The sequence below is a fragment of the Fulvivirga marina genome (genome assembly GCF_016775155.1).
GTDB lineage: Bacteria > Bacteroidota > Bacteroidia > Cytophagales > Cyclobacteriaceae > Fulvivirga > Fulvivirga marina.
The window spans coordinates 74,934-99,171 of the sequence record NZ_JAEUGD010000059.1; the positions used below are offsets into that span (position 1 = coordinate 74,934).

Consider the following 24,238-nt stretch of genomic DNA (forward strand, 5'->3'; position numbering starts at 1 on the left):
ATAAATGGATTTATGAGAAAGTCCAAACGTAATAATTAAAAAATACCTCCAAAAACGGTAAATACATGATATTCAGCTAGATTAAATTATTAGCTAAATAATATATCAAGATCCTCCTCAGAAAGCTCAGCACTATCAAAATCAGAAGGAGAAAAATGGACATCACTCTGTTTTTCAATATGTTCCAGTACTCTTTCTATGTTTTTCAGGTATGAATCTTTAAACCAGCCCATGGTAGTTTCGGTGTGAGCTTTCTCATTATAGATAATATCTATCGTTAGCTCACCATTCATCACCATAAGGTTTATTTCCAACTTGGCTGTCATTTCATTCTCGGGTGCTGTTTCTCTGCCATGAAACTCGCTACTCAGAGAAAACAGATCGTTATTCATTTCACCATCAAACTGCCCGAGGTAATTGAACCTGATTTCTGCCCCAGACTTTTCTTCAATGAGTCCATTCATATATTTGGCTATGCCATAGCCCATACCATATGTTGGTACAGACCTCATTTGTTCTTTTATAGATTTTATCTGCTCACCCATGGTATCTTCCTTCAATTTCAGCTTTACAGGGTACATGGATGTAAACCAGCCAACTGTTCTTGAAGTATTTACCTCGGTAAGGTGGCGACCATGATTCTCATGCTCTACCACAAAAGATTCTGCTCTGGTCCACTCTTTTAAAGTAATAGCCAAGGCCACATTGAGCAGAATAGGAACATCTGTATTGTATGTATGATGTGCTTCTTTCAACAAATATGATGTTTGAGGCTCAGGCAAAACACCGATCGCTTTCTTTAGATTGGCACATGTCCAGTCTTCCGTCTCATTATCCACAGGTATTGAAAAGTCGATATTCTCCACTTCATCCCAATACTCCTCTGACAATTGAACCTCTTCTGACCTTGAAAACTCTAGCAACTGATCATACCAATCGATAAGGGAACCGGTCTTAGCAGACAGCTTGGCTACCTCACCCTGCTCCAAAGCAGTATAGCACTTATACAAATCTTCCAGCAGCACTCTCCAGGAAATACCATCAACTGCAAGGTGATGGGCAGTGATCAACAACCTTTCTCCATCATTAGCATACTGAACAATGCCAGCTTTTAGCATCAAGCCATTTTCAAGATCAGTTTGTTGTTTTAATGATTCACAAAGTTGTTGTAATTCATCAGCATCTTTAGCCTTATGCTTCGAAATGGAAAAAGTTGATCCGAAATCTATATTACCATAAACAAGTGTGTTATCAGCAGAGTCAAAGTTCAGCCTTAACCCATCATGATGCTCAATAACCTGCACAAATGCCCTATTGAGGCTATCAGGATTAACCTTTCTATTTAGTTTTAGAAGCACAGACTGATTATAAAAATCAGGGTTTTTAAACTCCTGAGAAAAAAACCACCCCTCAATAGGTGTTAGCTCTCTTTTACCCTCAACCAACCCCTGCTCATACCTGCTCTCACCGGCCATTTCTGCATACTGACTGATCTGCTCTATGGTATGATAGGTCAATATGTCTTTTACATTCAATGAAATACCCTCTTCATTTAACCTTGAAGAGATTTGTACTGCCTTAATAGAATCCCCTCCCAGCTCGAAAAAATTATCCGTCACTGATAAGTCTTCCTCCCCAAATACCTCAGACCAAACCTTAAGGGAAATTCTTTCAACATCATTTTTAGGCATGCTACTGACACTATCTTGCTCTCTTCCCGTCTGTTCTGGTTCGGGCAAAGCACCATAGTCTACTTTTCCGTTTTTTGTTAATGGAACAGTATCTATCTTTACAAAATAGGCAGGAATCATATAGTGTGGCAACTGATCTGCTAAATAGCTTCTCAGCTCTGATATTTCTTTATCAGAGTCACTTATAAAATAGGCATAAATAACTTTTTTATCTTTTTGATTCAACTTGGCAATAACCAATGCCTCGTCAATGCCTGAGAACCCCATCAGGCAATTCTCAATCTCAGCCAGCTCAATACGATAGCCATTGATCTTAACCTGCTGATCTGCCCTACCAATAAACTCCAACGTACCATTAGCCAGTCTCTTTGCAATATCACCGGTCTTGTACATTTTTTGTCCCACAATAAAGGGGTTCGCAATAAACCTTTCATCTGTCAACGCTTCGCTGAACAGATATCCTCTTGCTAACCCATCACCGGAAATATACATTTCACCTTTTACCCCTGTCGGCACTGGTTGCAGAAAGCGATCAAGAATGTAAACCTGAGTGTTGCTGGCAGGTACACCTATAGGCACTGTATTTGTATGCTCTGACGGATCAAACCTATGGATCATACAACCGACTGTAGCCTCTGTTGGACCGTACTCGTTACATATATCTATTTTCCCTGAAAACTTATTATAAATATCATGTGCCAGTCTTTGTTCAAGCTCCTCACCCCCTACTATAAACCTTTTTATACTACTCTCTACAGGAATTTCAACTTTACTTTCTGTAATAAGTTTTAAATGGGAAGGTGTAAGTTTCACTACGTTAACCTTATTATCCGTTACAATCTTGTTGATCAACAGATCGTTGTTAACATCCTGATAGATCATAAGCTTATTTCCTGTAACCAATGGTGTAAAAATCGAAGTAATGGTAAGGTCAAAAGAAATGGATGTATATAAAGGAAACGTTGCCTGCTCTCCCCCAACGTACTGATCGGAAGCCCAACAGATGTAGTTAACCAGTGAATGATGCTCAATCATTACTCCTTTAGGCTTACCCGTTGTTCCCGAGGTATAAATAATATAAGCCAGGTCGCTGGGCTTATTAATATTCTTTATTTCGTTATTGTCTTTCGCAATTAAAGACTCTTTATCCAGATTTAATATAACGGGGTTTAAATCCGTTGCCCCTAATTGCCAGTTCAATAGCCGGGATTCATGTGCTGTTATGGTTATAGCTATATTACACTGGCTATGAGTGAGAATATAATTTACCCTTTCTTCAGGCAGTTCGGTATCTAAAGGCAAATAACTTCCGCCAGCTTTTAGTATCCCCAGAATAGTAACAACCAACTCAGGGGATCGGGGTAGCAAAACCCCTACCATATGGTTAGCTTCAATACCCTTTTGCCTTAAAGTGTCTGCAAGGCAGTCTGCATTATCATTCAATTGCTGGTAGGTGAGGGTTTCTCCTTCAAACTCTACTGCTATGGCATCGGGAGTAGCCTTTACCTGCTCTTCAAACAGTTGATGTATTACTTTACCCTTAGGATAGTCCCTTTCCGTTTGATTATAGTTTTTAACATACCAGTCATACTCACTTGCGGGGAGCATTGAGATTTGTGAAATATCTGCTCCCGGGTTATGAACAATAGTCTCAACTAAACTCTCAAAGTGCTTCCTTAGCCTTAGTATAGTCTCTTTTTCAAAAAGCTTATCCGCATATTCAATGGCATATTTGATGGATTGCTCATAATCGAAGACTTCCATTGAAATATCAAATTTAGAAAACCCGGGATCGAAAAAATGTCTGGTCAATGAAAAATCTGATGTATATGCCTTGGGAAAACCCATGTTCTGATAGATAAACATGGTATCAAAAACAGGGTTTCTACTGACATCTCTTTGATCGTCAATTTCATTGACTAACTGGTCAAACGGATAATCCTGATGTGTAAGGGCCTCAGAAAGACGGTCCTTTTCAAACTGCAGTAACTGTTTGAATGAAACATTTTTAGGGATTGAACTCTTTACAGCCATGTTGTTAACAAACATCCCTTGCATTTTTTGCAAATCAGGATGCTTACGACCAGCCACGGGTATACCTATAACCAACTCTTGCTGCCCCGTATATTTTGACAGCAACACACAATAAATGGTGTACATTAACACATGAAGGGTGCAGTTATTATCTTTAGCCAGTTGCCTGAGTCGTGAGCTTATATCAGCTTTAAGTTCAAACTCTATTTTTGAACCCTCGCTATCAAATATCAATGGCCTAGGGCTATCAGTAGGCATTTCAAGCACCGGCAATTCCCCGGCCAACTGGTTAAGCCAGTAGCCACGCTGGGCCTCTACTTTGGGTGAGGTTAAATACTCCTTCTCCCACAAAGTAAAATCCTTATAACCAATCGCCTGCCCAGAAGGGAGTTGCCCTTCATAGCAACGGGCTAATTCTTCCAGAAAAGAATAAACAGACAGACCATCAGAAATGATATGATGAAAATCCAGAAATAATATAGGATCATGATTTTCTATTTCAAGTATTGCTGCCCTGAAAAGCGGTCCTTTCTCCAAGTCAAAAGGCTTGACCATATGCTTCAGCTTCCCGGCGGTTTCATTGTAATAACATGCTGCCACGTCCAACGTAAATTCTACCTTGTCAGACACTTTAAATACTGGTTTTCCACCAGACATTTTAAATGTCATCCTCAGAGAGTCATGCGCCTCAGCAATCTGGTTTATACTACGCTCTAATTTTTGCTTGTCTATTTTTCCTGACACATTAAAAGCGATTGGCGTGTTGTATGCCACAGCCTCCTTATTCATTTGCCACGCATAAAACAATCTCCGTTGAGGGCTGGATAAAGTATACTCCGATTGATCTTTTGCTACCGGGATAGATTTATATTCCAGTTTTTCAAGGTTAGGGATTTCGTCAACCAACTCTCTGATCGTTGGTTTTTCATATAAAACCTCCAAAGGCATGTCGGCCTGAAACTCCCTGGCGAAAGCCATAGACATTTCTGCGGCCTTCAGAGAGTTGCCTCCTATCTCAAAAAAACTTTGAGTAACTCCTATCTGCTCAAGTCCTAATATGCCTTTCCAGATATCCGCCAGTTTATGTTCATTATCATTTGCCGGCTCCACCTGTGGCACCGTCAGGCCAGCCTCCTGCAACAACTCATTAACTTCAATCTCTATTTGTTCAAATTCGCCATTTTTGTACTCCTGCAACAGCTTAAACCTTTGCAGCTTTCCACTGGTGGTTCTGGGAATATCTTTAACCGGTATCACCCGGTCAAGCTCAAACCCTACATTAGTGTTTATAAATGATTTAAGTTCCTTCAGCAAGGGAATAAACTTATCCAGACCTCCTCTATGGAATACAAATGCGACAACCTCTTCTTTTTGTTTTTCGGGATTAAAGTGGCCTACTACTGCTATTTTGTTAAGTTCAATGCCCTCTATTTGTTCTGCCACCCTTTCAATATCATGAGGGTAGAAATTCTGTCCATTAACAAAAATAATATCCTTAACCCTTCCAGTGATATAAAGGCTTCCATCCTTAACAAAACCAAGATCTCCCGTTCGTAGCCAGTTGCCTTCTACAATGGCACTTTTGGTTGCTTCCTGATTATTATAATACCCTGAAGTTACATTATCTCCTTTGATCTGAACATGTCCTATTACTTCATCGCCTACTTCTTCATTATCGTCATTGGTTATTCTGACCTGGCAGTCATTGATAGCCTTACCAACATTAACAAATGAAACAGAGTGGTCACTTTTCTGAACGACAACGACCTGATCACCAAAATTCAAAAGGTCTCTGTCAAAGTCATATGAAATTACTTCGTCTTCAAGGTTCGAAATAGAAACGGCTAGACTGGCTTCTGCCAGGCCATAAACCGGACACATGGCATTACGTGGTAATCCAAATTTTGTCAAAGCTTCTATAAAATCACTGCTTAATTGCACGGATATAGGTTCCGCACCATTGTAAAGAAGCCTTACTGATGACAAGTCCCACCCACTATCTTCCGTCACATTACAGTGCTTCAGTACATACCTGTACCCAAAATTTGGGGAACATAATATACTTACTTTATGCTGCGTAACCTTATCAAGCCAAAGAGCCGGCCTTCTAACAAACAAGTTCGTAGGCATGAGGTAATGATTCATTCCTATAAACAATGGGTTGATATGAAATCCGATCAGGCCCATATCATGGGTCAATGGCATCCAACTAATCATGGAGTCATCATTAGTGTAACCGGAAGCTGCACTAATGGCCGCAACATTCGTGATCAAATTTTTATGAGTAAGAACTACACCTTTTGGGCTTCCCGTGGAACCCGAAGAGAATTGAATGAAAGCTATGTCATCTTCATGAACCTTATATATTTCTCCATTCTCTTTTGAAGAAATAACATCATCCTGATCTATGGAAGAACTCTTGATCCTGTCAAAAGTCTTGTCAAGTCCATTTTGGTTAGCATAGGCCTCTAATCTGGTCAATCCACTTTTGGAGGAGACCACAAAGGGATTATTAAGTATCTCCCATATATTGAATAGCTTTTGCTTATGGTCATCATTTTGCCCTATAGTTAAGGGAACGGGAATAATACCTCCCAACAAGCATGCCCAATAGGTAATAACAAAGGTTTTATTATCATCAATCTGAAAAACCAACTCATCCTTTGGGCTCATACCCATTTTCTGCAAGTGAGACAAACTCCTTAATGCAGAATGGTAAAGCTCCTTGTAGGAAAGGTAGTTCTCCTGTTCACCGGAATTAATAAAAGTGATTCCTGTGTTACTCTGTCTACTTCTCTGTTTTAATACTTCTATTAGGGTAGTACTTGACATTGACTATATCGGTTCAAATTTGTTGTAAATCTATTTTGTTACCAACCTGCAGGCACAAGAAGTTGGTCAACTTAATATCATCACCGTGAATATTTGAAGCATTATATCAAGATTATACCCAGGTGATTATTTCTACATAAGGTTTTAATAATATCATCCCATTTTTCTTCATTAAAGAAACAGTTAAGTGAATGATATTGCCCTTAAAATACTGTAAGCAGCCTGAATAACAAAATTTAAGTAAGAAAAGCAGCATGATTAAGCAAAAAAATAACATTTTTACCCACTCTTCTTTTTCAAAAGGTTTGGTTTGCCTGGAAACTATAAAGTATACCTGTGGGGTATTTATACACCTTGCCCCTCATCAAAGGTTCATTATGCTCTTTCAATCAAAAAGAAAAAGTCTTGCTCTTATAGTCCATTAATTAAATACATTAAAATCCGTACTGGGGCGCTTTATTCAAAGTTGAATACGGAATTTAGTTTTAGAGCTCAGGAAAACAAAAGACTCTCCAATCTTTCTATTAGCTTTCGTAATTCATCTATCGCTTCAATATCCCTTTTATTAATCGCTCTATTAATGGCAGAAATTATCTTTCCTTTAATCCGGTTTACCTGATCATCTTTTTCCTGAAAGATGGGTTCCGTTGATTTGAAATACTCCTGAGCCTCCTCTACCTGCTTTTCCTTTATCTGGTTCAGTGTGGTTTCTACTTCATTAAGTAGGTTATCCTTAATGATCTTAGCCTTATTATATAGATCAGCCTCATTTTTAATGCTGGCAATAAGCTTCTCATCTCCCTCACTCAGAAGGCGTATATCAGACTTGTTTACCTTGATCTCTCCCTTAAGGATTTTCAATTTCAGTGCCGGGTTAGATTTCCCAATGATATCGAGTCCTTGTGTGAATTTGGCATCTCTTTTAATAGTGCTCTCACTCACTTTAAAGTCAGCCGCCAGCTTCTCTGAAGTCGAAGGTTCTTTCTGACCCTTCGATTGAACATTCTCATATCCCCCCCTCTGGTGCTTCAATGAATGATACTTCAGACCACGGTAATAGCTTAATTGGTCAGGAGTTAGATTCCTTCTTCCCAGTTGATTGTTAAGCATCCATAATCTTGCCTCTTCTTCATTTTCGAAAGGGAGCTCTTTCGACTTATAAGGGATATTGTGCTCAGTACATATCTTTAGCCTGTTATGCCCATCGATGAGAACCAACCCTTCATTGGTTTTCCAAAAAATTAACGGATCTCTACACCCCTCATTGATAATATTGGTTTCTAATTGAGCGTACTCTTCATTGCTAAGGGGAACAATGAAACTTTCCAGCTCTTTTTTAACCACTACATCTCCGGTTTTAATTTTATTCATACTGTAAGTTTAATTGAACTATTTTACCTATGTAAGGTTTTATAACTAAATTGACAAAAAAACATTAAAAAAAACAATAACTTTATAATTGCTTAATGGATAAAATCACTTTAAATCAATAACTTGGTAAAATCCATTACAACATTACTTATTACTAAACCTAACAAATTCAACAATTATGAAGTTTCCCCTTTGCTTCTATGAAAAGCATAGCTTTTCAGTATTTATTGATTCGTTAAATCAACATTCTATTTCAGGACGTTTTAATGCGAATGACCTTGATTCAGAGTCTATTCACACATTCAACGGTCTTGTTTATCAGCTAACTAATAAAGTTTACAACTTTACCTTCTCTATTGAATGGGAACATGCTGATGTACCATCTTTCACAACTTTCACAGGAATCTTACACCTTGACAAGAAAACAAATCAAAACATACTTGATTTAAAATGGTTACTGGTGATGGGTTCCCAAAACGAAAGTCTTCAAGGTTTTTCGCGCTTACATGAAGAATTCGATCCTCGTGATCATGCGAAAAAACTTCTTCCATTTCCAAACAATAAATTAAACTCGAAAGCTCGGTCATATTAAAATTCCATATTATGACTTACATCACAAATAAATACATTAATAACACAACTTAATATTGTTTGTTTTCCTGGCCTTCAACTTTTGAACGGCCAGGAAAGCAAATATACATGTTTAACCTCATAATCAGGCCCTTACAACTTCAATTATTTAAAAGTACACCCTCTCTCAACATCCCGAATAAGGTCTTACAGGAATCATTCTATTAATTAAATAACTAGCTATCAAAAAGTCCAGTTTTATTAGCAATAATAAATAAGAATAATATAACTCAAAAAAATATTATTATAAATAAATTCTAATTTTATTACAATTATATAATTACCTACTTTAAATAATGAAAACAAAAGCACCCTTTCGATTATAAAAAGGCCTCTATTCACCCCAACCAGTAATTGTCTATAATTTTTTATCTTGTATCTTAACCCCATGAATGTAAGAGTAAAATTCCTGGGAGGAGCTAAATCTGTTACCGGCTCTAAATATCTGCTTGAAATTGACGACAAGAAGATACTCATCGATTGCGGACTTTTTCAAGGTTTAAAGTCACTAAGGCTACGAAATTGGGATACCCTTCCTGTAGATGCATCCACTATTGATGCAATTATATTAACCCATGCCCACATCGATCATAGTGGCTATTTACCCAGGGTTGTGAAAGAAGGTTTTCAAGGACCAGTGCACTGCACTACTGCTACTGCAGGTTTGCTCGACATTATGTTGCTGGACGCCGCAAAACTACAAGAAGAAGAAGCTCAATTTGCACAAAAAAAAGGCTACTCCAAACATAAAAACCCACAACCCTTGTTTAACACAAAGGATGCAGAAATAGCTCTATCATTGCTAAAGGGTCACCACTATCAGCAAAAAGAGGAAATCTGCCCGGGTGTAATGGTTACATTTCATAACGCAGGACATATACTGGGGTCATCTATTGTGGAACTGGAAATTCATGGCTCCACTCAAACAAAACGTATCATATTCTCTGGCGATCTTGGCAGATATGACAGACCTATATTACATGACCCTTCTGCTATTAATCATGCGGATATCCTCTTTGTGGAATCAACATACGGTGACAGAAGAAACGAAAATGAAGGTGTTGAAGAAAGATTTGCAGAAATCATTAATCAAGCATTGGACAGGGATGGCTGCCTTCTGATACCTGCATTTGCCATTGGCAGAACACAACTCCTTCTTCACTATATCAAAACTTTCATGGAAGAAGGTAAAATACCTAAGGTTCCGGTATATGTTGACAGCCCTATGGCTATTAGCGCCACCAGGCTATATCAGGACTTCCCAACGTACCATAAACTCACAAGTAAGGAATTGAGTAATCCTTCTATATTTGATTACAACCAAATAAAATATTATAGAAGTCAGGAAGCTTCTACCAGTCTGAACAACCTGGAAAAAAAAGCCATTATTATTTCAGCAAGTGGAATGTGTACAGGAGGACGTATCCTACATCATTTGTATCACCGCCTTCAAAGAAAAAATGACACGATACTATTTGTAGGGTATCAAGCTGAGGGCACCCGTGGCAGACGGTTATTAGATGGCGAGCCCACTTCAAGAATATTTGGTATTGATGTTTCTGTAAAATGCAACATAGCACACCTCAACGGTCTATCTGCGCATGCTGACCGTGATGAGCTTCTTAAATGGCTAAGTAATTTTAGCGAGCCCCCAAAAATGACTTTCATTATACATGGCGAAGAAAACAGTTCTACCGCGTTTAGTCAAAGCATAAAGAAGGAACTGGACTGGCCAAATATTGTTATCCCTGAATACCTGGAATCATTTGAATTATTCCAAGGGGTTTAGAACTTACCCAACTGGATTTATAAGGCTTTATGTATCCTATAAATGGTTTTATCATTACAATACCTTAGCATATGCATTGTAGCTTCCTTTTAATGTTACAGTCAAGTACACCTCCTTCAACATAAGCATTTGGCTGGATCATTAAATCAAAATTCCCCTAACACAACCCGTTAATTAATTTCTGAACGAGACTGATTCTGATATTAATGAACACAGGTGCCTGGGGAAAGTCTCCGCTAGGAATAGGAATAGAAAGTATTGGAAATAAAGGTTTTTTTTCCTAATTAGCCTACAAATCGCTAAACAAGCTTATAGACTTGACAACTGCTGCTCCGCCCCTACTATCAGATCATCAAGTTGTTTGATTTTAATCACATTCTATTCATCAAAATATTTTAAAATATTATTATTACAGTTCGAGCGATAACACAATTTTATTAAACCATTACCCGGCATATGATTGAAGCGGACATCGAGTGGGCTAAAAATCTGATTAACAAAAGATTAGAAGAATTAAATAGTACCAATACCGGCCAATGGCCTCTGGAAGACCTCCTACCTCCGCAATGGCCACCTCATACACCTTTTGGTGACCTGTTTGAATTATTTAGACAAGAAACGGGCTATGATGATGCCAACGCACTTATCGCCGAGCGATTAATCATACTTTTTGCGCTGTCTCCCTACTTAGCTCCCACTTTACTGGAACCTTTTACCAAAGCCTTACAAAGTGGGCAGGGTCTCGATACGCTTGGAGGTGTGCAAAGTGAAACACAGTTTGGTTTTATACCTACACTGCAAACGGTTTTATTTATAGTTGCAGGTCATCACATCGACTCCCGTAAAAACTTACTCACTACGGTTTTTAGCGAATTTCATCCGCTGTGGTCTATGGGGGTAGTCGATATCCACGTAGATCCTCGAACGAACAACCGTTTATTAAGTCCATTTGCTCTTAATGAAGAGTTTTACAATGTTCTTATTCTCAACAGGTCTTACAGACCACAGTTTAGCAGAACTTTTCCTGCTCAACTGGTACAAACTCAAGAAGACTGGGACGACATGGTGGCCCCCAGTGATACGCGTGTAGCCCTGGAAGAAATCAATATCTGGCTAAAAGAGCGTGAGAGGCTCGCTCAGGATGAGGTTATCAGCAGAAAGGCCAAAAGAGGTTACCGAGCGCTGTTTTACGGTCCTTCAGGCACAGGGAAAACCATGGCTGCCTGCCTCCTGGGTAAGGAAGCGAGTTTGCCGGTTTATCGGGTAGATCTTTCCATGGTGGTCAGTAAATACATCGGTGAAACAGAAAAGAACTTATCGATGATCTTTGAGAAGGCAGAAAACAAAGAATGGATTTTGTTTTTTGATGAGGCTGATGCTCTTTTCGGCAAGCGTACACAAGTGAGTACTTCCAACGACCGTTACGCCAACCAGGAAGTCTCGTACCTGCTACAGCGAATTGAAGATTTCAATGGACTGGTTATTCTATCAAGCAATTTTAAAGCAAATATTGATGGTGCTTTCACGCGTAGATTCCAGTCTATTATCAAGTTCTCCATGCCTAACAAAACGCTACGTCTGGAACTATTTAGACGTGCTTTTGAAAAAAAATATTTACTGGAAGACCTGACTCTAATGGAAAATGTAGCCAATAAATATGAATTATCAGGAGCAGAAATTAACAACGTGTTTCAATATTGCGCCATGATGTGTTTGCATAAAGGAGAGAAAAAGGTATCTAGCGAAATATTTTCGCAAGGTGTAATCAAGGAATTAAGAAAAAAAGGAAAAACGATCTAATACCACAAGCCCAAGCATGCTATGCCCGGAACAGACGATAATGTAAAAGCGACAAAAAAGACTGCCGATCCGCAACACAACACGCGCACTCGAAAGCACCCAGCCAATGGCCGCGTATTGGGCATTAATACGGCCAGCTTAACTTCCAAGGTTAAGAATATGCAGTTGGGGGAGAAAATCCCTGGTCTAATCGACAACATCAAAAACTCTTCTTTACTGAACCACAAGCCTGAAGTGCCTCAGGAAGAACAGGAGCATTTGAAAAACGAGTTTACGGTCTACTTTAATACGAAAAGGAAACTCATCACTAACCCGGAGCAGCTGGAGGATTTCAATAAGAAGGTTGAAAAATTCCTCAAACGCATGGATGGCAGAGCGCATGATCATTGGGGTAGCGACCGCTATTTCCGTTTATTGGAGAAATGGTTCCCTGATTATGGCGAAGTGATCAGTGGCAAGGTGAAATCCATTAAAGAAAGTATTGGGCTACAGGTAAACTCTCTCAATGACCGAATTCTGGAAATTACCGCTAAAACCAAAGAGGCTATGCAACTGGCAGGTACTGATGCAGGAAAAGCCAGGGAATTGCTAAAACAAACCAATGATAAAATAAGCGAGGCTCAGGAAAAAACAAAAGCCGCAGCTGCAACCTTAACCGAATTCGGTACAAAAGAGCAACAAGCTCAATTTGCTGCTTCATATAGTAAGATCATCTCCAGTTACGGAGCCCTGGTTAATACTATAGAAGGCAGTATTGAAGGTATGGGCCAGGACATCGCCAGGTACCAAAGCTTAATACCACAACTCGATGCTCAGGCTGGTAAACTTAAAGACTTCAACAGTAAGGTACAGAAAGAGCAGGATGTACAGGCATTAATTCAAATACAGCAAACAGAGTTTACCCTCATCAATAAGGATATCCAAAGTTTTATTGAAGGAATTAACCTAAGCAGGGGAACAGAAGCTGTTAATGAGGAGAAGGTAGATCAGGAAATCAAGCAGGAAAGTGATTCACTATCAGAACTTGACGGACAGGTAGCTGAGGTAAAGTCTAAAGAGATAGCCCGGCGTGAAGAGGAAAAAAGACGCAAAGCTGAAGAAGAAAGGAAACGAAAAGAAGCTGAGGCTGAGCGACTTAGGAAAGAACAGGAAGCTGCCAAGCTTAAACCTTCCGACAAAAAAGATGAAGATATAGAAATCACCGCGGAGAATAGTGCTAGTTCCAACATTGCCTTACTGATTTCTAACTGGAAAACTCATGGTGATGGAGATAAACGCAAACTCGCCTATATTCTCGCTACAGTAGAAGGCGAATGTGGATTTAGATCGAAAGCTGAGAAAAAACAAGTAACGGCTAAGACAGAGAGGCAAAAAGAACTCATTCGTCTGCAAAGCAGATATTGGTCGAGCGGTTATTACGGTAGAGGATTTGTTCAAATCACCTGGAAAGCCAACTACGAAAAAGCCAAGGAACTTACCGGAGTTGATGTGGTAACTTATCCAGACAAAGTACTGTCTCCAAAAGTTGCTGCGACCATAGCAGTTAAGGGTATGATTGATGGTATGTTTACAGGCAAGAAGTTGAGTCATTATTTCAACGACAAGAAAACGGATTGGGTAAAAGCAAGAGCTATTATTAATGGTAGTGACCATGCTGACGATTTTGCTGACAAAGCAAAAGCTCATTATGATCGGTTAAAATCTAAAGATGGAGGGGCTGCTTATTACAGAGACTACCTGAATTTTGCAGATAAACAAACCGTGCTCAAAGCAGAAGGTTTATATACCGGGATAATTGACGGAGTAAGAGGACCTAACTCCAACAAGGCTATTAAAGCATTTAAGGACAAGTATGATCTTAAGGATGAAAATGCTTTCAATAAGAAGATCAGGGAATTACTACATGGTAAAAAAGAAAAAGCAGCCCCTAAGGAAGACAAGAAAAAAACTCCATCAGCAAAGGAAAAAGTAGAAGCACTTTATGCTCAGTATAAAAAGGATGAGATTGATATGGTGCAATTAGGTAAATCATTGATCCCATACGCCTCCAATGACGGGGCCACTCATGTACAGGCCATTCTGGAAGATCTTGGAAGAACTAATGACAACCTGGCCTATGCAATGGTAAGCAATACGGATGACAGTGTTCTACGCCTGTTTAACAAAGACCTGTTAGATGATCTGGCAGATGCACTTGCTCCGGAAAACAATTACGTAAATATTGACAAGAAACGAATTCTTTACAACCGCATAACTGCGATTACTGAACCTGCCAAAGAAGAAAAAACAACTGAACCAGAGGAAACTACTAAGGTAACTAAACTAAGTGCCAACAAAATATCAGCGAGCGTAGGTAAAGGAGGCACTAATAAGGCCAAAGATGTTCAGTTAATACAGTCCTTCCTGGTTACTTTTGGTTACCTATCCAAATCGTGCAGTGAAATCGACACCGTAAAAGGACTTGTACCTCAAAACACCGTTGTAAAAGACGAACAGCTTACAGAAACTATTAAAGCCATTAAAGAATATCAAAAATATGGCGCTACTGCTTCTTACAGCAAAACGGAGCAAAAAAGTGTTTATCAAGGAGACGGCTTGATTAGCAAGGGTGGGAATACTGATGCCTCCATTCAATCCATGACAAAAGTTCATAATAGTTACTCAGGCGAAGAACCACTTGAAAAAGAAGTTACCTTGCTCAAAGATTCTCAGTGGGTTAGTCAATTCCGTTATGGCTGTAATTTTTACAGTGGTGACACTGAAAAAGAGTATATCGACTACGTAACTGAATTGACAGGATACGAAGATGCCAATGAACTCCATAAAGCATCCAGTGAAATAATAGAAAAAGTAAAAAAGAAGTTCGAAGATAAAAAACATAAATGGTTTGATATGACCGATTCCAAAAATCACGCCTTATTTACCAAGGACAAAGCTTACGAGAAAAAAGGCAATATGGTATGTTGCTTCGATGCTGCTAACAAAATGTTGGGATTTACAGGTGCTACTGCCGAAGGAGCTGCGAGTAAAATTCAAACATTTGTGGAAGAAAGCGGAAAAGGAGGCGAATTCACAAAACAAGCTGCATTAGGTATAAAATACATAGATGGCCAATTACGTCAAGGAAAGGCAGTATTTGTTGCTGTTGACAAGGTAGAAGAGGGTAAAGTTCAACGCAATGAAGGAACATCAGATCATTTCATTATTATTATGGGGAAAGCCAAAGATGATGATGGCTGGTACTATAAATATTTTGAACCTGGCACTTCTTATATGAAAAGAACCGGGGTTAGTAGTGATAACAAATTATATATTACCAATAATAAGGTTAAGAACAGCAGTTATAATTTATCCCAAATCCGCGTAAATGAATAACAACATATTATTTAAAACCAAAGAATCCATGAACTCCAAACTAATTAAGTACTTACTCATTATCCTTCCAGGAATTTTCATTATTACTTTCAGTTGTACTGGAAGTAACAACAGTTCAGGTGATGGTCATGATTCAACTAACACGCAGACCATTACAGCAGCAGAAGAAAAAGCAGATGCTTTGAATGATGAAATTGAACCCAAAACTAAAACGCCTGAAACTAATATTTCGGATGATTTTGCAAAAACAATTCTTGAGGCTATTGATTATGAATTCAATCTCGTAGAAACTGACCAAGGGTATGACTATGTAAAGGCAGACTTTAACAAAGATGGATATGATGACGTTGCGGCTATTTTTACCAAAGAATCGAATCCTTCTTCTTATGATTTTGACACAGAGGCATTTATTATCATTTTAACAGGAGATAAATTTGAACAACTACAACAATTTGGATATTCAGATAATTTAGGAGGAGAAAGCATCAAATATAAAGACTATAAAAAACTTGTCTGGGAAAATGAGACTTTAACCTACACGCACCAGTCTATGCGGAACCATATGAATGTTGATATAAAATTTGTAGATATTAAAACTAAATTAATCGACAAGGTTTCAATCTGCTATTATAACACCTCTGGATGTAAAGATCTCTTTGTCGCCTCTGAAAAGGATACAGTAGAATTAATTGAACTGAACAAAGAATTCTTACTTAAAATTATCCACGAATAAATTTGACTGTTCAATCTGAATCTATTAAAGTAAACATATACTTGATACACGCAAAAAGCAATTTATTAACCGCACTAGCTTTCGTTATTCTTTTTATTTTAGGCTGTTCAGAACGCTCTTCCAATACTGATACAACAGACTCAAATTCTAATGAAGAAAAATCTTCCATTGAAACCGACAATGATAGAATTGAAAAAGAAATGATGAATGAAGATATGATCAATAATTTAATTGGTTCGTTTGTAGTAAAATTGTTTTTAGAATCTGATGAGGCTTCAGAAATTTGGGAGGAGACTGGTTTTCAAGAGAAAAGGAGTGTGTCTTTTTGTTATGACACCGTTCATTTTCATGAATTAGTTATTGAAGGGAACATTGATTCTCTGCAAATAGATTTTGTTCAGCAAGAAGAAACAATTTGGTCAAAGACAATTTCAAAATTAGAAGGGAATGTAAAATTTGCTGATTTGCCATTTTTAGAAAATGGTAAATTGCTTTTAAGTACTGGAAATAAAATATTTTTTGAAGCCGATCTTGTCGGAGAGAGTTGCATGTAGCTCTTTAGATACAATTAGGAGTAGGGAAAGAGGCGTTTGTTACGGTGGATAAAACAATTGAAGGAAGTGTCAACAAAATGACTTTTAGCTATTTTATAGTTATTAGGGAGAAGCCAAAGGTGATCGTATTATAAATACTGAGAATCTAGAATTACTTTTAAATAGTAAATAACACAATAAAAAAATTAATACAACTAATAGTTGCGACACTGTAAAATACAACGACAATATCAAGAACTGAATTCATACATAAAAAACTATACAGCCTATCCACTATTGGAATGATATTATTTTTAATAATTGGATGTGGGGGAAGAACGAACGAAACAGAAAGCAAAACATCAGCCGAGAATGAAGAAATAAAAGAAGATATTGTCGACAACCTAAGATTTGGAGGTTGCGGAAAATTCAGAAATGAAGAAGGTGATGAGGCCTACATGTCAGTTACCCATACCGAAGGTGAAAAACAATTAAAAGGTATTTGTTTTGGCCAAAACATGAATGAACCCATTTGGACAGGAGAATTTGCAGGGGAAGTTATGTCTTCCGATGATTATCTTTTTGAAATAGAGGTAGCCTACCAGATCAACGGAAATACAGTAAAGGTTAAAGAAAAATGGAAAATTGTAGATAACATGACTTTTGAATTGGTAGAAGGAGATCCCAATCGCCCTAAGCTACCTACTGAATATGTATTGATAAATTGTATTAACGATTTCCCCGAACAGCAAATGTTTATAGAGCATAACAAAATGGATTACTCACATATTAAAGCAGAAGAAAAGTATTACAAAGCGATAGACGTAAACGGGTCAGTAATTGTAAAACTTAAGTATTATGAAGGAAAGGCTGAAGTCACCGGAGATGTATTAGGAAAGGTTGGAGAAGGTGAAATATGGACAGGCTTGATTACGGGAAATTGTATCAACGGAAAAAAGATAGTTTGCGTATAGAGGTAGAATACTTTGAAAGTGGCGATGAGTATTACACAAGCTCGCAAACCTGGTACTTCAATGAGGGATTCCCATCATTGAATGTTGCCCCCGATAACCCAGGCGACAGTAAGCCAGGGTGGGTATTCACTCCAATAGAATTACCCAATGGTTTTCCCGATAAGGAGACTTTTGAAAAAACTTATATGGAGTATCATAATGAAATTGATTAAAGGTCCTATGGAACCTTCTCTATATTTACACCATCTGTTAACCTTGGACATATCTATTTACTAACCGCTTGATTTTTGATTTTCAACGTCTACAGATACCTTGCAATCGGATGTTTATAAAGAAAGCTACTCCATGTACCCTCAGCATATCAAAGCTTGTAAAACTTACTTCCAATGGAGAAAATGAGCATATAAATTTTCAAACCACTTACTTAAAGTTCATTTTCAGCATTATGAGGTTCATAATACGACCGTAATAACCATATGGCCTCACATTTGGTAAATCAGCTTACTTCAAAGTCCAAAACGCCACTTCGCATAGATGCTATAGGTGCCTTACTATCAGCTTTTCTACTCGGAGTTGTATTGGTCAGGCTGGAAGGTTTTTTCGGCATACCCGTAAATGTGCTTTATATGCTTGCCTCCATGCCTTGCTTCTTTGTTGCTCTCGATTTTTTCTTCTTAACTAAAACCAATGAGCGTGTAGATCTATACCTAAGAATAATAGCACTTTTAAACATCAGTTACTGCGTCATGTCATTGGGGCTTATTATTGCTCATTTGGATAGTATCTCATTTTGGGGTTTGAGCTACATTATTGGTGAGATCATCGTAGTTTTTGGTTTGGCAAGACTTGAGCTACACGTAGCTATGAAAGTAAAAAAGGATAATCATACGGTGTAAGCCTAAGGAATAATCTTCTGTAACACAAGCTTACTTGCATGACTTCCTTGATGTTAGTAACTTTATAATAGGCGGATCGGCAAAACCAACTTCCGTCTATTTCCAAATACCCTTAGAATCAATAGAAAAATTATTGAAGCCTACAATCATCAAAACTTCATCACAAACATCCCCCCTTCAAAGAATGTTTAACGCGACTTATATAGAGAAAGACTTTGGATGGTTCGTAGGTACTTTCGACAACAATCAAAAACATCAGCATTATGCCATTCAGTTAAGCATCCCCATTAATGCTCCAATCAGTATACTCACCGACTTGGGAGAAATTACGACCAACAAACCTATTCTTATCAAGCCTAGTATGGTTCATCAGATTGTTTCAAACTCTGCTCATTTTGTATTCCTTGTCAACCCTGCATCTACTATCGGCCATTTCTGGAATAAATCCAGCAGAGATGAAATAACCGAATTCACGGATCCTCCTGCTACGGAGTTGCAAAACATTCTTCGCAACAAAACCTCAAATTCCGCAAAGCTTCAAACCAAAATTAATGAGCAGATAAAATCCTATGATTGCCGCTGCAGTTCCTTTCTTCATCAGGGAGATGCAAGGATCGATGCAGCCTTAAACTTTTTAAAAGAAAACACGGACCGGGTAGTCTCACTCGAAGAAGTCTCTGAACATTGTCACATATCCCCCAGCAGGTTCCTTCACGTGTTTAAAGAACAGACAGGCATTACTTACCGCAGAGCTCAGCTTTGGTCAAAGCTGGTTTATGCCCTTCAGCATATGGGCTCACGATCTCTTACAGAGGCTGCACACAGTGCAGGATTTTCAGACAGTGCCCATTTTAGCAGAACATTTAAAGAAAATTTTGGTTTCAGTCCGCGGGATTTCCTAAAGCTTAGCCGGTTTATTCAAGTTTAGGGCACACGGACCTTTGATATTTGTACTATCAAAACAGTATACTCAAAGGACATGAAAAAATACCTGGAAAGAACTCCCATTTTAGACTATGACCATGCGCTCATTCAGGGCTTAGTAGCAAAAAGGGGTTGGCATAATTTAGAAGACGAGAAGAAAATAGAAAGCATCTACAACTTCGTCAGAGACGAAATACCATTCGGTTATAATATTGATGATAACATCTCTGCCTCCAGTGTATTGAAGGATGGGTATGGTCAGTGTAACACCAAGTCCAATTTATTCATGGCTCTTCTCAGGGCTGTTGGTATACCCAACAGAATCCACGGTTTCACAATAGACAAAGCGCTGCAAAAGGGAGCCATCACCGGAGTGTGGTATGTACTCTCCCCAAAAAACATTTTGCATAGCTGGGTAGAAGTTTACTATAAAGGTAATTGGTATAACCTTGAGGGCATCATCCTCGACAAGCCGTACCTGTCTGCTCTACAGCAAAAGTTCTCTGACTGCAAAACTACTTTTTGCGGTTATGGGGCATACACAGATAATTTCGAGAACCCTCAAATTGACTGGAATCTCAATAACACTTACATTCAGGATAAGGGGATCAATCAGGATTTTGGCGTGTTTGATTCACCCGATGATTTTTTCAAAAAGCACCAGCAAAAACTCAACTTGGTTAAACGGTGGCTTTTCAGAAATTACATCCGGCATCAGATGAACAGAAATGTAAGTGAAATAAGGATGGCCGGAATCCACTCTAATCAATCTCTGGAAAGTAAGCTTCTTATGAATTTGGAAGGCAAAAGCCGATGATCGGCTTTTACTCCTACGATTTCTACCGCTGACATCCCACCTAGGTACCACGACTACACCTTTGCTATCAAACCATCTTAGGTAAAATACCCTATATTGTTGGCTAGTAAGCCAACAACGGGAAAACCAGGTTTTCTCCTATTGGAATCAATCCGTTACATCCTATAACTTCAGGTAAACAGAAGTTTTCGAGTCAATTGTCAGCCCGATATGCATCAAATATTTAATTAAAACTATTATCAAGAAGTTCCTTTTTGATTGCCTAAAGAACAAATATGCATTACTGTCATACCTGTTATAATGGTCAAAGATTTCGATAGCTCATTTAAAACAACATTTTCAATATAAAAGGATAACATTAGCCCGGTTAGCATTACAGCAACGGCAAAGAATAATTGAATTTCTAATAAGTTTTTATTTTTCATAATCAGATTTAACTTTTACGATTTACGTTAGGTATCAAATTCAACAGGGATATCATGGATTGCAGAAATCACAATACATTGGTTCCTCAAATGACTTATGCGGATCAGACAACTCTTTGAAAAAATGACACTTAGGACAAGAGTATATGTAAGCCTGTATTGATCTTGTTGGGAGGTTACATTGACGGCACCTCAACCCTGACTTTACATCGCTAATACCAAAGCCAGGGAAATTACACGCTTCACAAGCAGTAACAGCTTTGTCCAGCATCACCTCGGTAGCTTCAGCTATAACATCCATTCTCATTGGGTTATACATTGCCCTCATATCAGTTTCTACAAAAGCCTGCCCGTACCTCTCGTTTAAAAACCGGAATTTATCCAACAACTCGTCCTTATCACGTATACCCTTAAAAAACCGAGGTTCAGACTTTTTAGCACTTCTCAGTATAAGGGCATGTAATGGGAATTTCACTCTATCGGCGAAATCGAGTAGGTCTTTTGTTGTTTCACATAACTGTCCTCCGAAATTAGTTTTAGTACTAAACTGCCTGCCTACAATCTCAAAATCATGCTTTCTATCCAGGAGAAGTATTAACTCTTCATCACTTGGAACAAAAGAAAGTAAGGGATGCATGCCAAATGAACCTTCATTAGCAATAGCCAGGTCATACCCTGTCATATCAAGAGCCATCTCACACTTCTTTCTTGCTGTAGTAAGCGGGTCTGTTATACGCTCTACCTCTCCGGTGAATGTACCTAACTGATCGGTATTCAACCCCTGCGGAACCAGGGGAATCACCCCTAGGCTGGAGGCTACCCTTGAAGCTATTACGCTTTCCTTACCATGCATAGTAGCTATCGCCAGATGCCTACCCTGAAATATCTGCATGCCTGCCATGTAATTGCCCTAAATATTTACAGGATTTCTTCCCACTTCAAGTTTCCCTCGTAACGATGTGAAACTTTCCCTTCCTCATTTAATGCAAGCAGATGAAGCCAGCCATTGTCACACAGGTCTCGGACTGACTGGTGTTTTTGGAGTATTATATTTATTGCCTCAAGGGGAGCTTCAATAATTACATTCAGTTTCAATGGTTCATGCACATAGTCCTCTCCATCATGCACTGATTGCATTGGTAAACCTACTCTTAAGTCTCCTGAATAACCTTCAAGCACACCAATCCCCGCTGTTACGTTGTGTAAGGCCTTGTTGCCCGAGCCAAAGTGCTTATTATCAACAGCAGATCCATAGTATTGCAAGTTTATCCAACTGGTTACAACCATGGGGGCTGTCATGATGAGCTCAAGAACTGCAAACCCCTGATCTTTTTTCCAATCATACGAGTGCAAAAAGCTTCGCCCCTCAAAGTCTATACTTTTGGTTCTGTCTCTTTGAGCCACCACAAATGTTGAACAGCCAGCCAGTCCCCACTCCGGTCGGATTTGCGACCAGTCTTTACTTCTCATTTTTATTTCTCTGTCTACATCACCATCAATCATCATTTTAAATGCCCTTTCTCTTCGGGAAGCACGCCCGGCACCAGCCAGTGATTCCTTTAGTGTTACTAATTCTTGTCTTTGAGCATTAGGCACATCATTCTCATTAAAAATCCTGATTTCATCCGTGGTGGTATCATGAAGACAAGCCAGAAATGTGGCACTATCCGGTATGACTATTCCAGCATTCCTCAGGTGTCCCCTTACTACTCTGTCGTTGAGTATTGCGGCTGCCACTTTTGCATTCGCTTCTCCACTATGCCCTGCGCAAGCACCACAGTCCAGTCCTGTTGCATGTGGATTGTTTACAGAAGTAGACCCATGGCCAACAATCAATACGTATTTGGCAAAATTCTCTGTTAAAGACATGGCATTCAGTGCATTCTTAGCCATTTGTACGCGCTGGTCCATCGGAATTCCGACAGTTTGATTGAGATAGTCCGAAACCTCAAGACTGACACCTTTTTTTTTGATGTATTTGTTTTTCAGCCCGACCTTATCTGGGTGTGGCACTGGTCTGGTGAGCCCAAATGAATCCATGAAGAGTTTAGGCAAATAAGATAGCCCTACCGGACTCACAAAACTAAAACACGTGATCGCCCCTGATTTGAAAGCTTTCCATATTTGTTTGAGTCTGTATTTGCGTATTCGATCGTTGACGGCACTACTATTTTCGCCACCTGGAATTTCCTCTAATACAGTAGATCCGGGTTTTAAAAGTACCGGGCATTGCTCTTGGCCATCTGCATGACCTATAGGTACATATTTAATGGGGAAGCCAAAAAATCCTGCAAACCCAAGTGTTTCAATTTCACTATCTACTCTTTCCAAATTTCTTCGGAAAACTTCCGACCTCACATCAATACAAAAAACAGCCTGTACTTTACTTTGCTGACCTCCTTGCTTTTGAATAGGCTTAGCATTGTGGAACTTGTTAATAATCTCACGTTGTGCAGCAAGGTCGAAGGCTTCCTGAAGAATTAATTTTTGCACCAAGACCTGGTTGAGTTCTTTTTGAACTGATGAAACAGACAAGATTATCTTTGCCTGACGCCATTTTTTCTCAAGCTGCTCATGATTTATACAATCTAGCATGCTCGCCTCCCAACATGTCAAAACCGCCAAAAAGTTGATCAGTTTTCCATCATTTCCGCCGTTCAACTCACTGTCGTAATCCAGTCGTGCTGCATAGGCCGACCAGCCTCCAACTTTTAACAATAGCCGGTGAAAGTACATACTTAAAACATCCTCTGGTATCCTGAGTATTTCCAGGGCTTTTAATGTCGCCTCCAATGGGTCATTAGGGTAAGCCTTAATCTTTTCTCGAAACTTCTTTAGCCCTGTTATCTCCGGCGCACGGTCTATTTCAGCCTCAAATTTCCAGGCTTCAAAAAGATCTGCATCCTGATTTGCTGCTACCCAGGTTGCCTGTCCTTTGTCAAAATAGGAAGCTGCCCAAGCCGAGATCCTTGAAGTTATGAAGCTATTCCAGTCTTTTCCAGTGAGCTGGGTAGCTATGTCTGCAACGGTCGGAACTGGTGTGGTATCCCTATTTTCATGATCAGAAGTTTTCACGGCCCGGATAAAGTCATCTACACTTGTCTCTGAATAAGATGAATCTTTCCGTAAAACAGTTTCTATATCCTCTTCACTGATACTTCCTTCATCAAACTTTTCCAGGTAGAATGAAACAGGTAAAGTCATTTGTACTCCTCCTGCAGTGGCCAACTCCTGTGCTGCATTTTCAAACTTCTTGTGTGTAAGTCCTAAATATGGATTTACAGCCACGAAATTTCCCAAAGGCCATACAGGGGCGATTTTTTTACATGCCCGACGCATTGATTTCAAGAGTGTACTGTATCTTGTATCATTAGAGAGTTCTAATATATCGTGATGCAACATGAATTAATATTT

At 38.9% G+C, this 24,238-nt stretch carries 16 protein-coding genes; 11 read left to right on the plus strand and 5 right to left on the minus strand.

Annotated features, from left to right (window positions below; translation table 11 throughout):
• Positions 1-89: 89 nt before the first annotated feature.
• Both JMN32_RS18060 and JMN32_RS18065 read right to left on the minus strand, forming a co-directional pair.
• Positions 90-6,557 (minus strand): non-ribosomal peptide synthetase, encoded by a 6,468-nt coding sequence (locus JMN32_RS18060; protein ID WP_202857769.1) that lies wholly within the window; start codon positions 6,555-6,557, stop codon positions 90-92.
• A gap of 492 nt (positions 6,558-7,049) precedes the next feature.
• Positions 7,050-7,928 (minus strand): ParB N-terminal domain-containing protein, encoded by an 879-nt coding sequence (locus JMN32_RS18065; protein ID WP_202857770.1) that lies wholly within the window; start codon positions 7,926-7,928, stop codon positions 7,050-7,052.
• A gap of 178 nt (positions 7,929-8,106) precedes the next feature.
• On the opposite strand from JMN32_RS18065, the gene JMN32_RS18070 reads away from it, so the two are divergent.
• The 11 genes from JMN32_RS18070 (at position 8,107) to JMN32_RS18120 (ending at position 20,399) form a co-directional block, all read left to right on the plus strand.
• Entirely contained in the window at positions 8,107-8,520 is a 414-nt protein-coding gene (locus JMN32_RS18070; RefSeq protein WP_202857771.1) for an avidin/streptavidin family protein, read from the plus strand.
• Positions 8,521-8,946: 426 nt separating this feature from the next.
• Positions 8,947-10,347 carry an MBL fold metallo-hydrolase RNA specificity domain-containing protein gene (locus JMN32_RS18075; protein WP_202857772.1) on the plus strand — a complete coding sequence of 467 codons (1,401 nt, stop codon included), beginning with the start codon at positions 8,947-8,949 and terminating at the stop codon, positions 10,345-10,347.
• Positions 10,348-10,803: 456 nt separating this feature from the next.
• Entirely contained in the window at positions 10,804-12,147 is a 1,344-nt protein-coding gene (locus JMN32_RS18080; RefSeq protein WP_202857773.1) for an ATP-binding protein, read from the plus strand.
• 21 nt (positions 12,148-12,168) lie between these two features.
• A complete protein-coding gene (locus tag JMN32_RS18085) occupies positions 12,169-15,522 on the plus strand; it encodes a hypothetical protein (protein WP_202857774.1) in 3,354 nt (1,117 codons plus the stop codon).
• On the plus strand, positions 15,515-16,255 hold the full coding sequence (locus JMN32_RS18090) for a hypothetical protein (RefSeq protein WP_202857775.1): 741 nt from the start codon (positions 15,515-15,517) through the stop codon (positions 16,253-16,255). Before JMN32_RS18085 ends, JMN32_RS18090 begins: the two co-directional genes overlap by 8 nt.
• Before the next feature lie 41 nt (positions 16,256-16,296).
• Positions 16,297-16,809: a hypothetical protein gene (locus JMN32_RS18095; protein WP_202857776.1), complete on the plus strand. Its 513-nt coding sequence runs from the start codon at positions 16,297-16,299 to the stop codon at positions 16,807-16,809.
• Positions 16,810-17,090: 281 nt separating this feature from the next.
• Positions 17,091-17,762, plus strand: a complete 672-nt coding sequence (locus tag JMN32_RS18100) for a hypothetical protein (protein ID WP_202857777.1) — start codon at positions 17,091-17,093, stop codon at positions 17,760-17,762.
• The gene (locus tag JMN32_RS18105) at positions 17,753-17,974 is read left to right on the plus strand and encodes a hypothetical protein (RefSeq protein WP_202857778.1); all 222 of its coding nucleotides are present in this window, start codon (positions 17,753-17,755) and stop codon (positions 17,972-17,974) included. The genes JMN32_RS18100 and JMN32_RS18105 overlap by 10 nt, the downstream gene beginning before the upstream one ends.
• Before the next feature lie 264 nt (positions 17,975-18,238).
• Positions 18,239-18,658 (plus strand): hypothetical protein, encoded by a 420-nt coding sequence (locus tag JMN32_RS18110; RefSeq protein WP_202857779.1) that lies wholly within the window; start codon positions 18,239-18,241, stop codon positions 18,656-18,658.
• 184 nt (positions 18,659-18,842) lie between these two features.
• Complete coding sequence (locus JMN32_RS18115) at positions 18,843-19,586, plus strand: helix-turn-helix domain-containing protein (protein ID WP_202857780.1); 744 nt, start codon at positions 18,843-18,845, stop codon at positions 19,584-19,586.
• A gap of 51 nt (positions 19,587-19,637) precedes the next feature.
• On the plus strand, positions 19,638-20,399 hold the full coding sequence (locus JMN32_RS18120; protein WP_202857781.1) for a transglutaminase-like domain-containing protein: 762 nt from the start codon (positions 19,638-19,640) through the stop codon (positions 20,397-20,399).
• A gap of 239 nt (positions 20,400-20,638) precedes the next feature.
• On the opposite strand, the gene JMN32_RS18125 is transcribed toward JMN32_RS18120, so the two are convergent.
• The 3 genes from JMN32_RS18125 to JMN32_RS18135 are packed head-to-tail and all read right to left on the minus strand — an operon-like array spanning position 20,639 to position 24,226.
• A complete protein-coding gene (locus JMN32_RS18125; RefSeq protein WP_202857782.1) occupies positions 20,639-20,824 on the minus strand; it encodes a hypothetical protein in 186 nt (61 codons plus the stop codon).
• A 52-nt stretch (positions 20,825-20,876) separates the two neighbouring features.
• Entirely contained in the window at positions 20,877-21,716 is an 840-nt protein-coding gene (locus JMN32_RS18130) for a DUF6671 family protein (RefSeq protein ID WP_202857783.1), read from the minus strand.
• A gap of 26 nt (positions 21,717-21,742) precedes the next feature.
• A complete protein-coding gene (locus JMN32_RS18135) occupies positions 21,743-24,226 on the minus strand; it encodes a YbcC family protein (RefSeq protein WP_202857784.1) in 2,484 nt (827 codons plus the stop codon).
• Positions 24,227-24,238 lie beyond the last annotated feature (12 nt).

Bases quoted from the DNA above. Each gene is read 5' to 3' on its own strand.
- JMN32_RS18060 (WP_202857769.1), bottom strand. From the start codon at position 6,557: ATGTCAAGTACTACCCTAATAGAAGTATTAAAACAGAGAAGTAGACAG.
- JMN32_RS18065 (WP_202857770.1), bottom strand. From the start codon at position 7,928: ATGAATAAAATTAAAACCGGAGATGTAGTGGTTAAAAAAGAGCTGGAA.
- JMN32_RS18070 (WP_202857771.1), top strand. From the start codon at position 8,107: ATGAAGTTTCCCCTTTGCTTCTATGAAAAGCATAGCTTTTCAGTATTT.
- JMN32_RS18075 (WP_202857772.1), top strand. From the start codon at position 8,947: ATGAATGTAAGAGTAAAATTCCTGGGAGGAGCTAAATCTGTTACCGGC.
- JMN32_RS18080 (WP_202857773.1), top strand. From the start codon at position 10,804: ATGATTGAAGCGGACATCGAGTGGGCTAAAAATCTGATTAACAAAAGA.
- JMN32_RS18085 (WP_202857774.1), top strand. From the start codon at position 12,169: ATGCCCGGAACAGACGATAATGTAAAAGCGACAAAAAAGACTGCCGAT.
- JMN32_RS18090 (WP_202857775.1), top strand. From the start codon at position 15,515: ATGAATAACAACATATTATTTAAAACCAAAGAATCCATGAACTCCAAA.
- JMN32_RS18100 (WP_202857777.1), top strand. From the start codon at position 17,091: ATGATATTATTTTTAATAATTGGATGTGGGGGAAGAACGAACGAAACA.
- JMN32_RS18110 (WP_202857779.1), top strand. From the start codon at position 18,239: ATGGCCTCACATTTGGTAAATCAGCTTACTTCAAAGTCCAAAACGCCA.
- JMN32_RS18115 (WP_202857780.1), top strand. From the start codon at position 18,843: ATGTTTAACGCGACTTATATAGAGAAAGACTTTGGATGGTTCGTAGGT.
- JMN32_RS18120 (WP_202857781.1), top strand. From the start codon at position 19,638: ATGAAAAAATACCTGGAAAGAACTCCCATTTTAGACTATGACCATGCG.
- JMN32_RS18125 (WP_202857782.1), bottom strand. From the start codon at position 20,824: ATGAAAAATAAAAACTTATTAGAAATTCAATTATTCTTTGCCGTTGCT.
- JMN32_RS18130 (WP_202857783.1), bottom strand. From the start codon at position 21,716: ATGCAGATATTTCAGGGTAGGCATCTGGCGATAGCTACTATGCATGGT.
- JMN32_RS18135 (WP_202857784.1), bottom strand. From the start codon at position 24,226: ATGTTGCATCACGATATATTAGAACTCTCTAATGATACAAGATACAGT.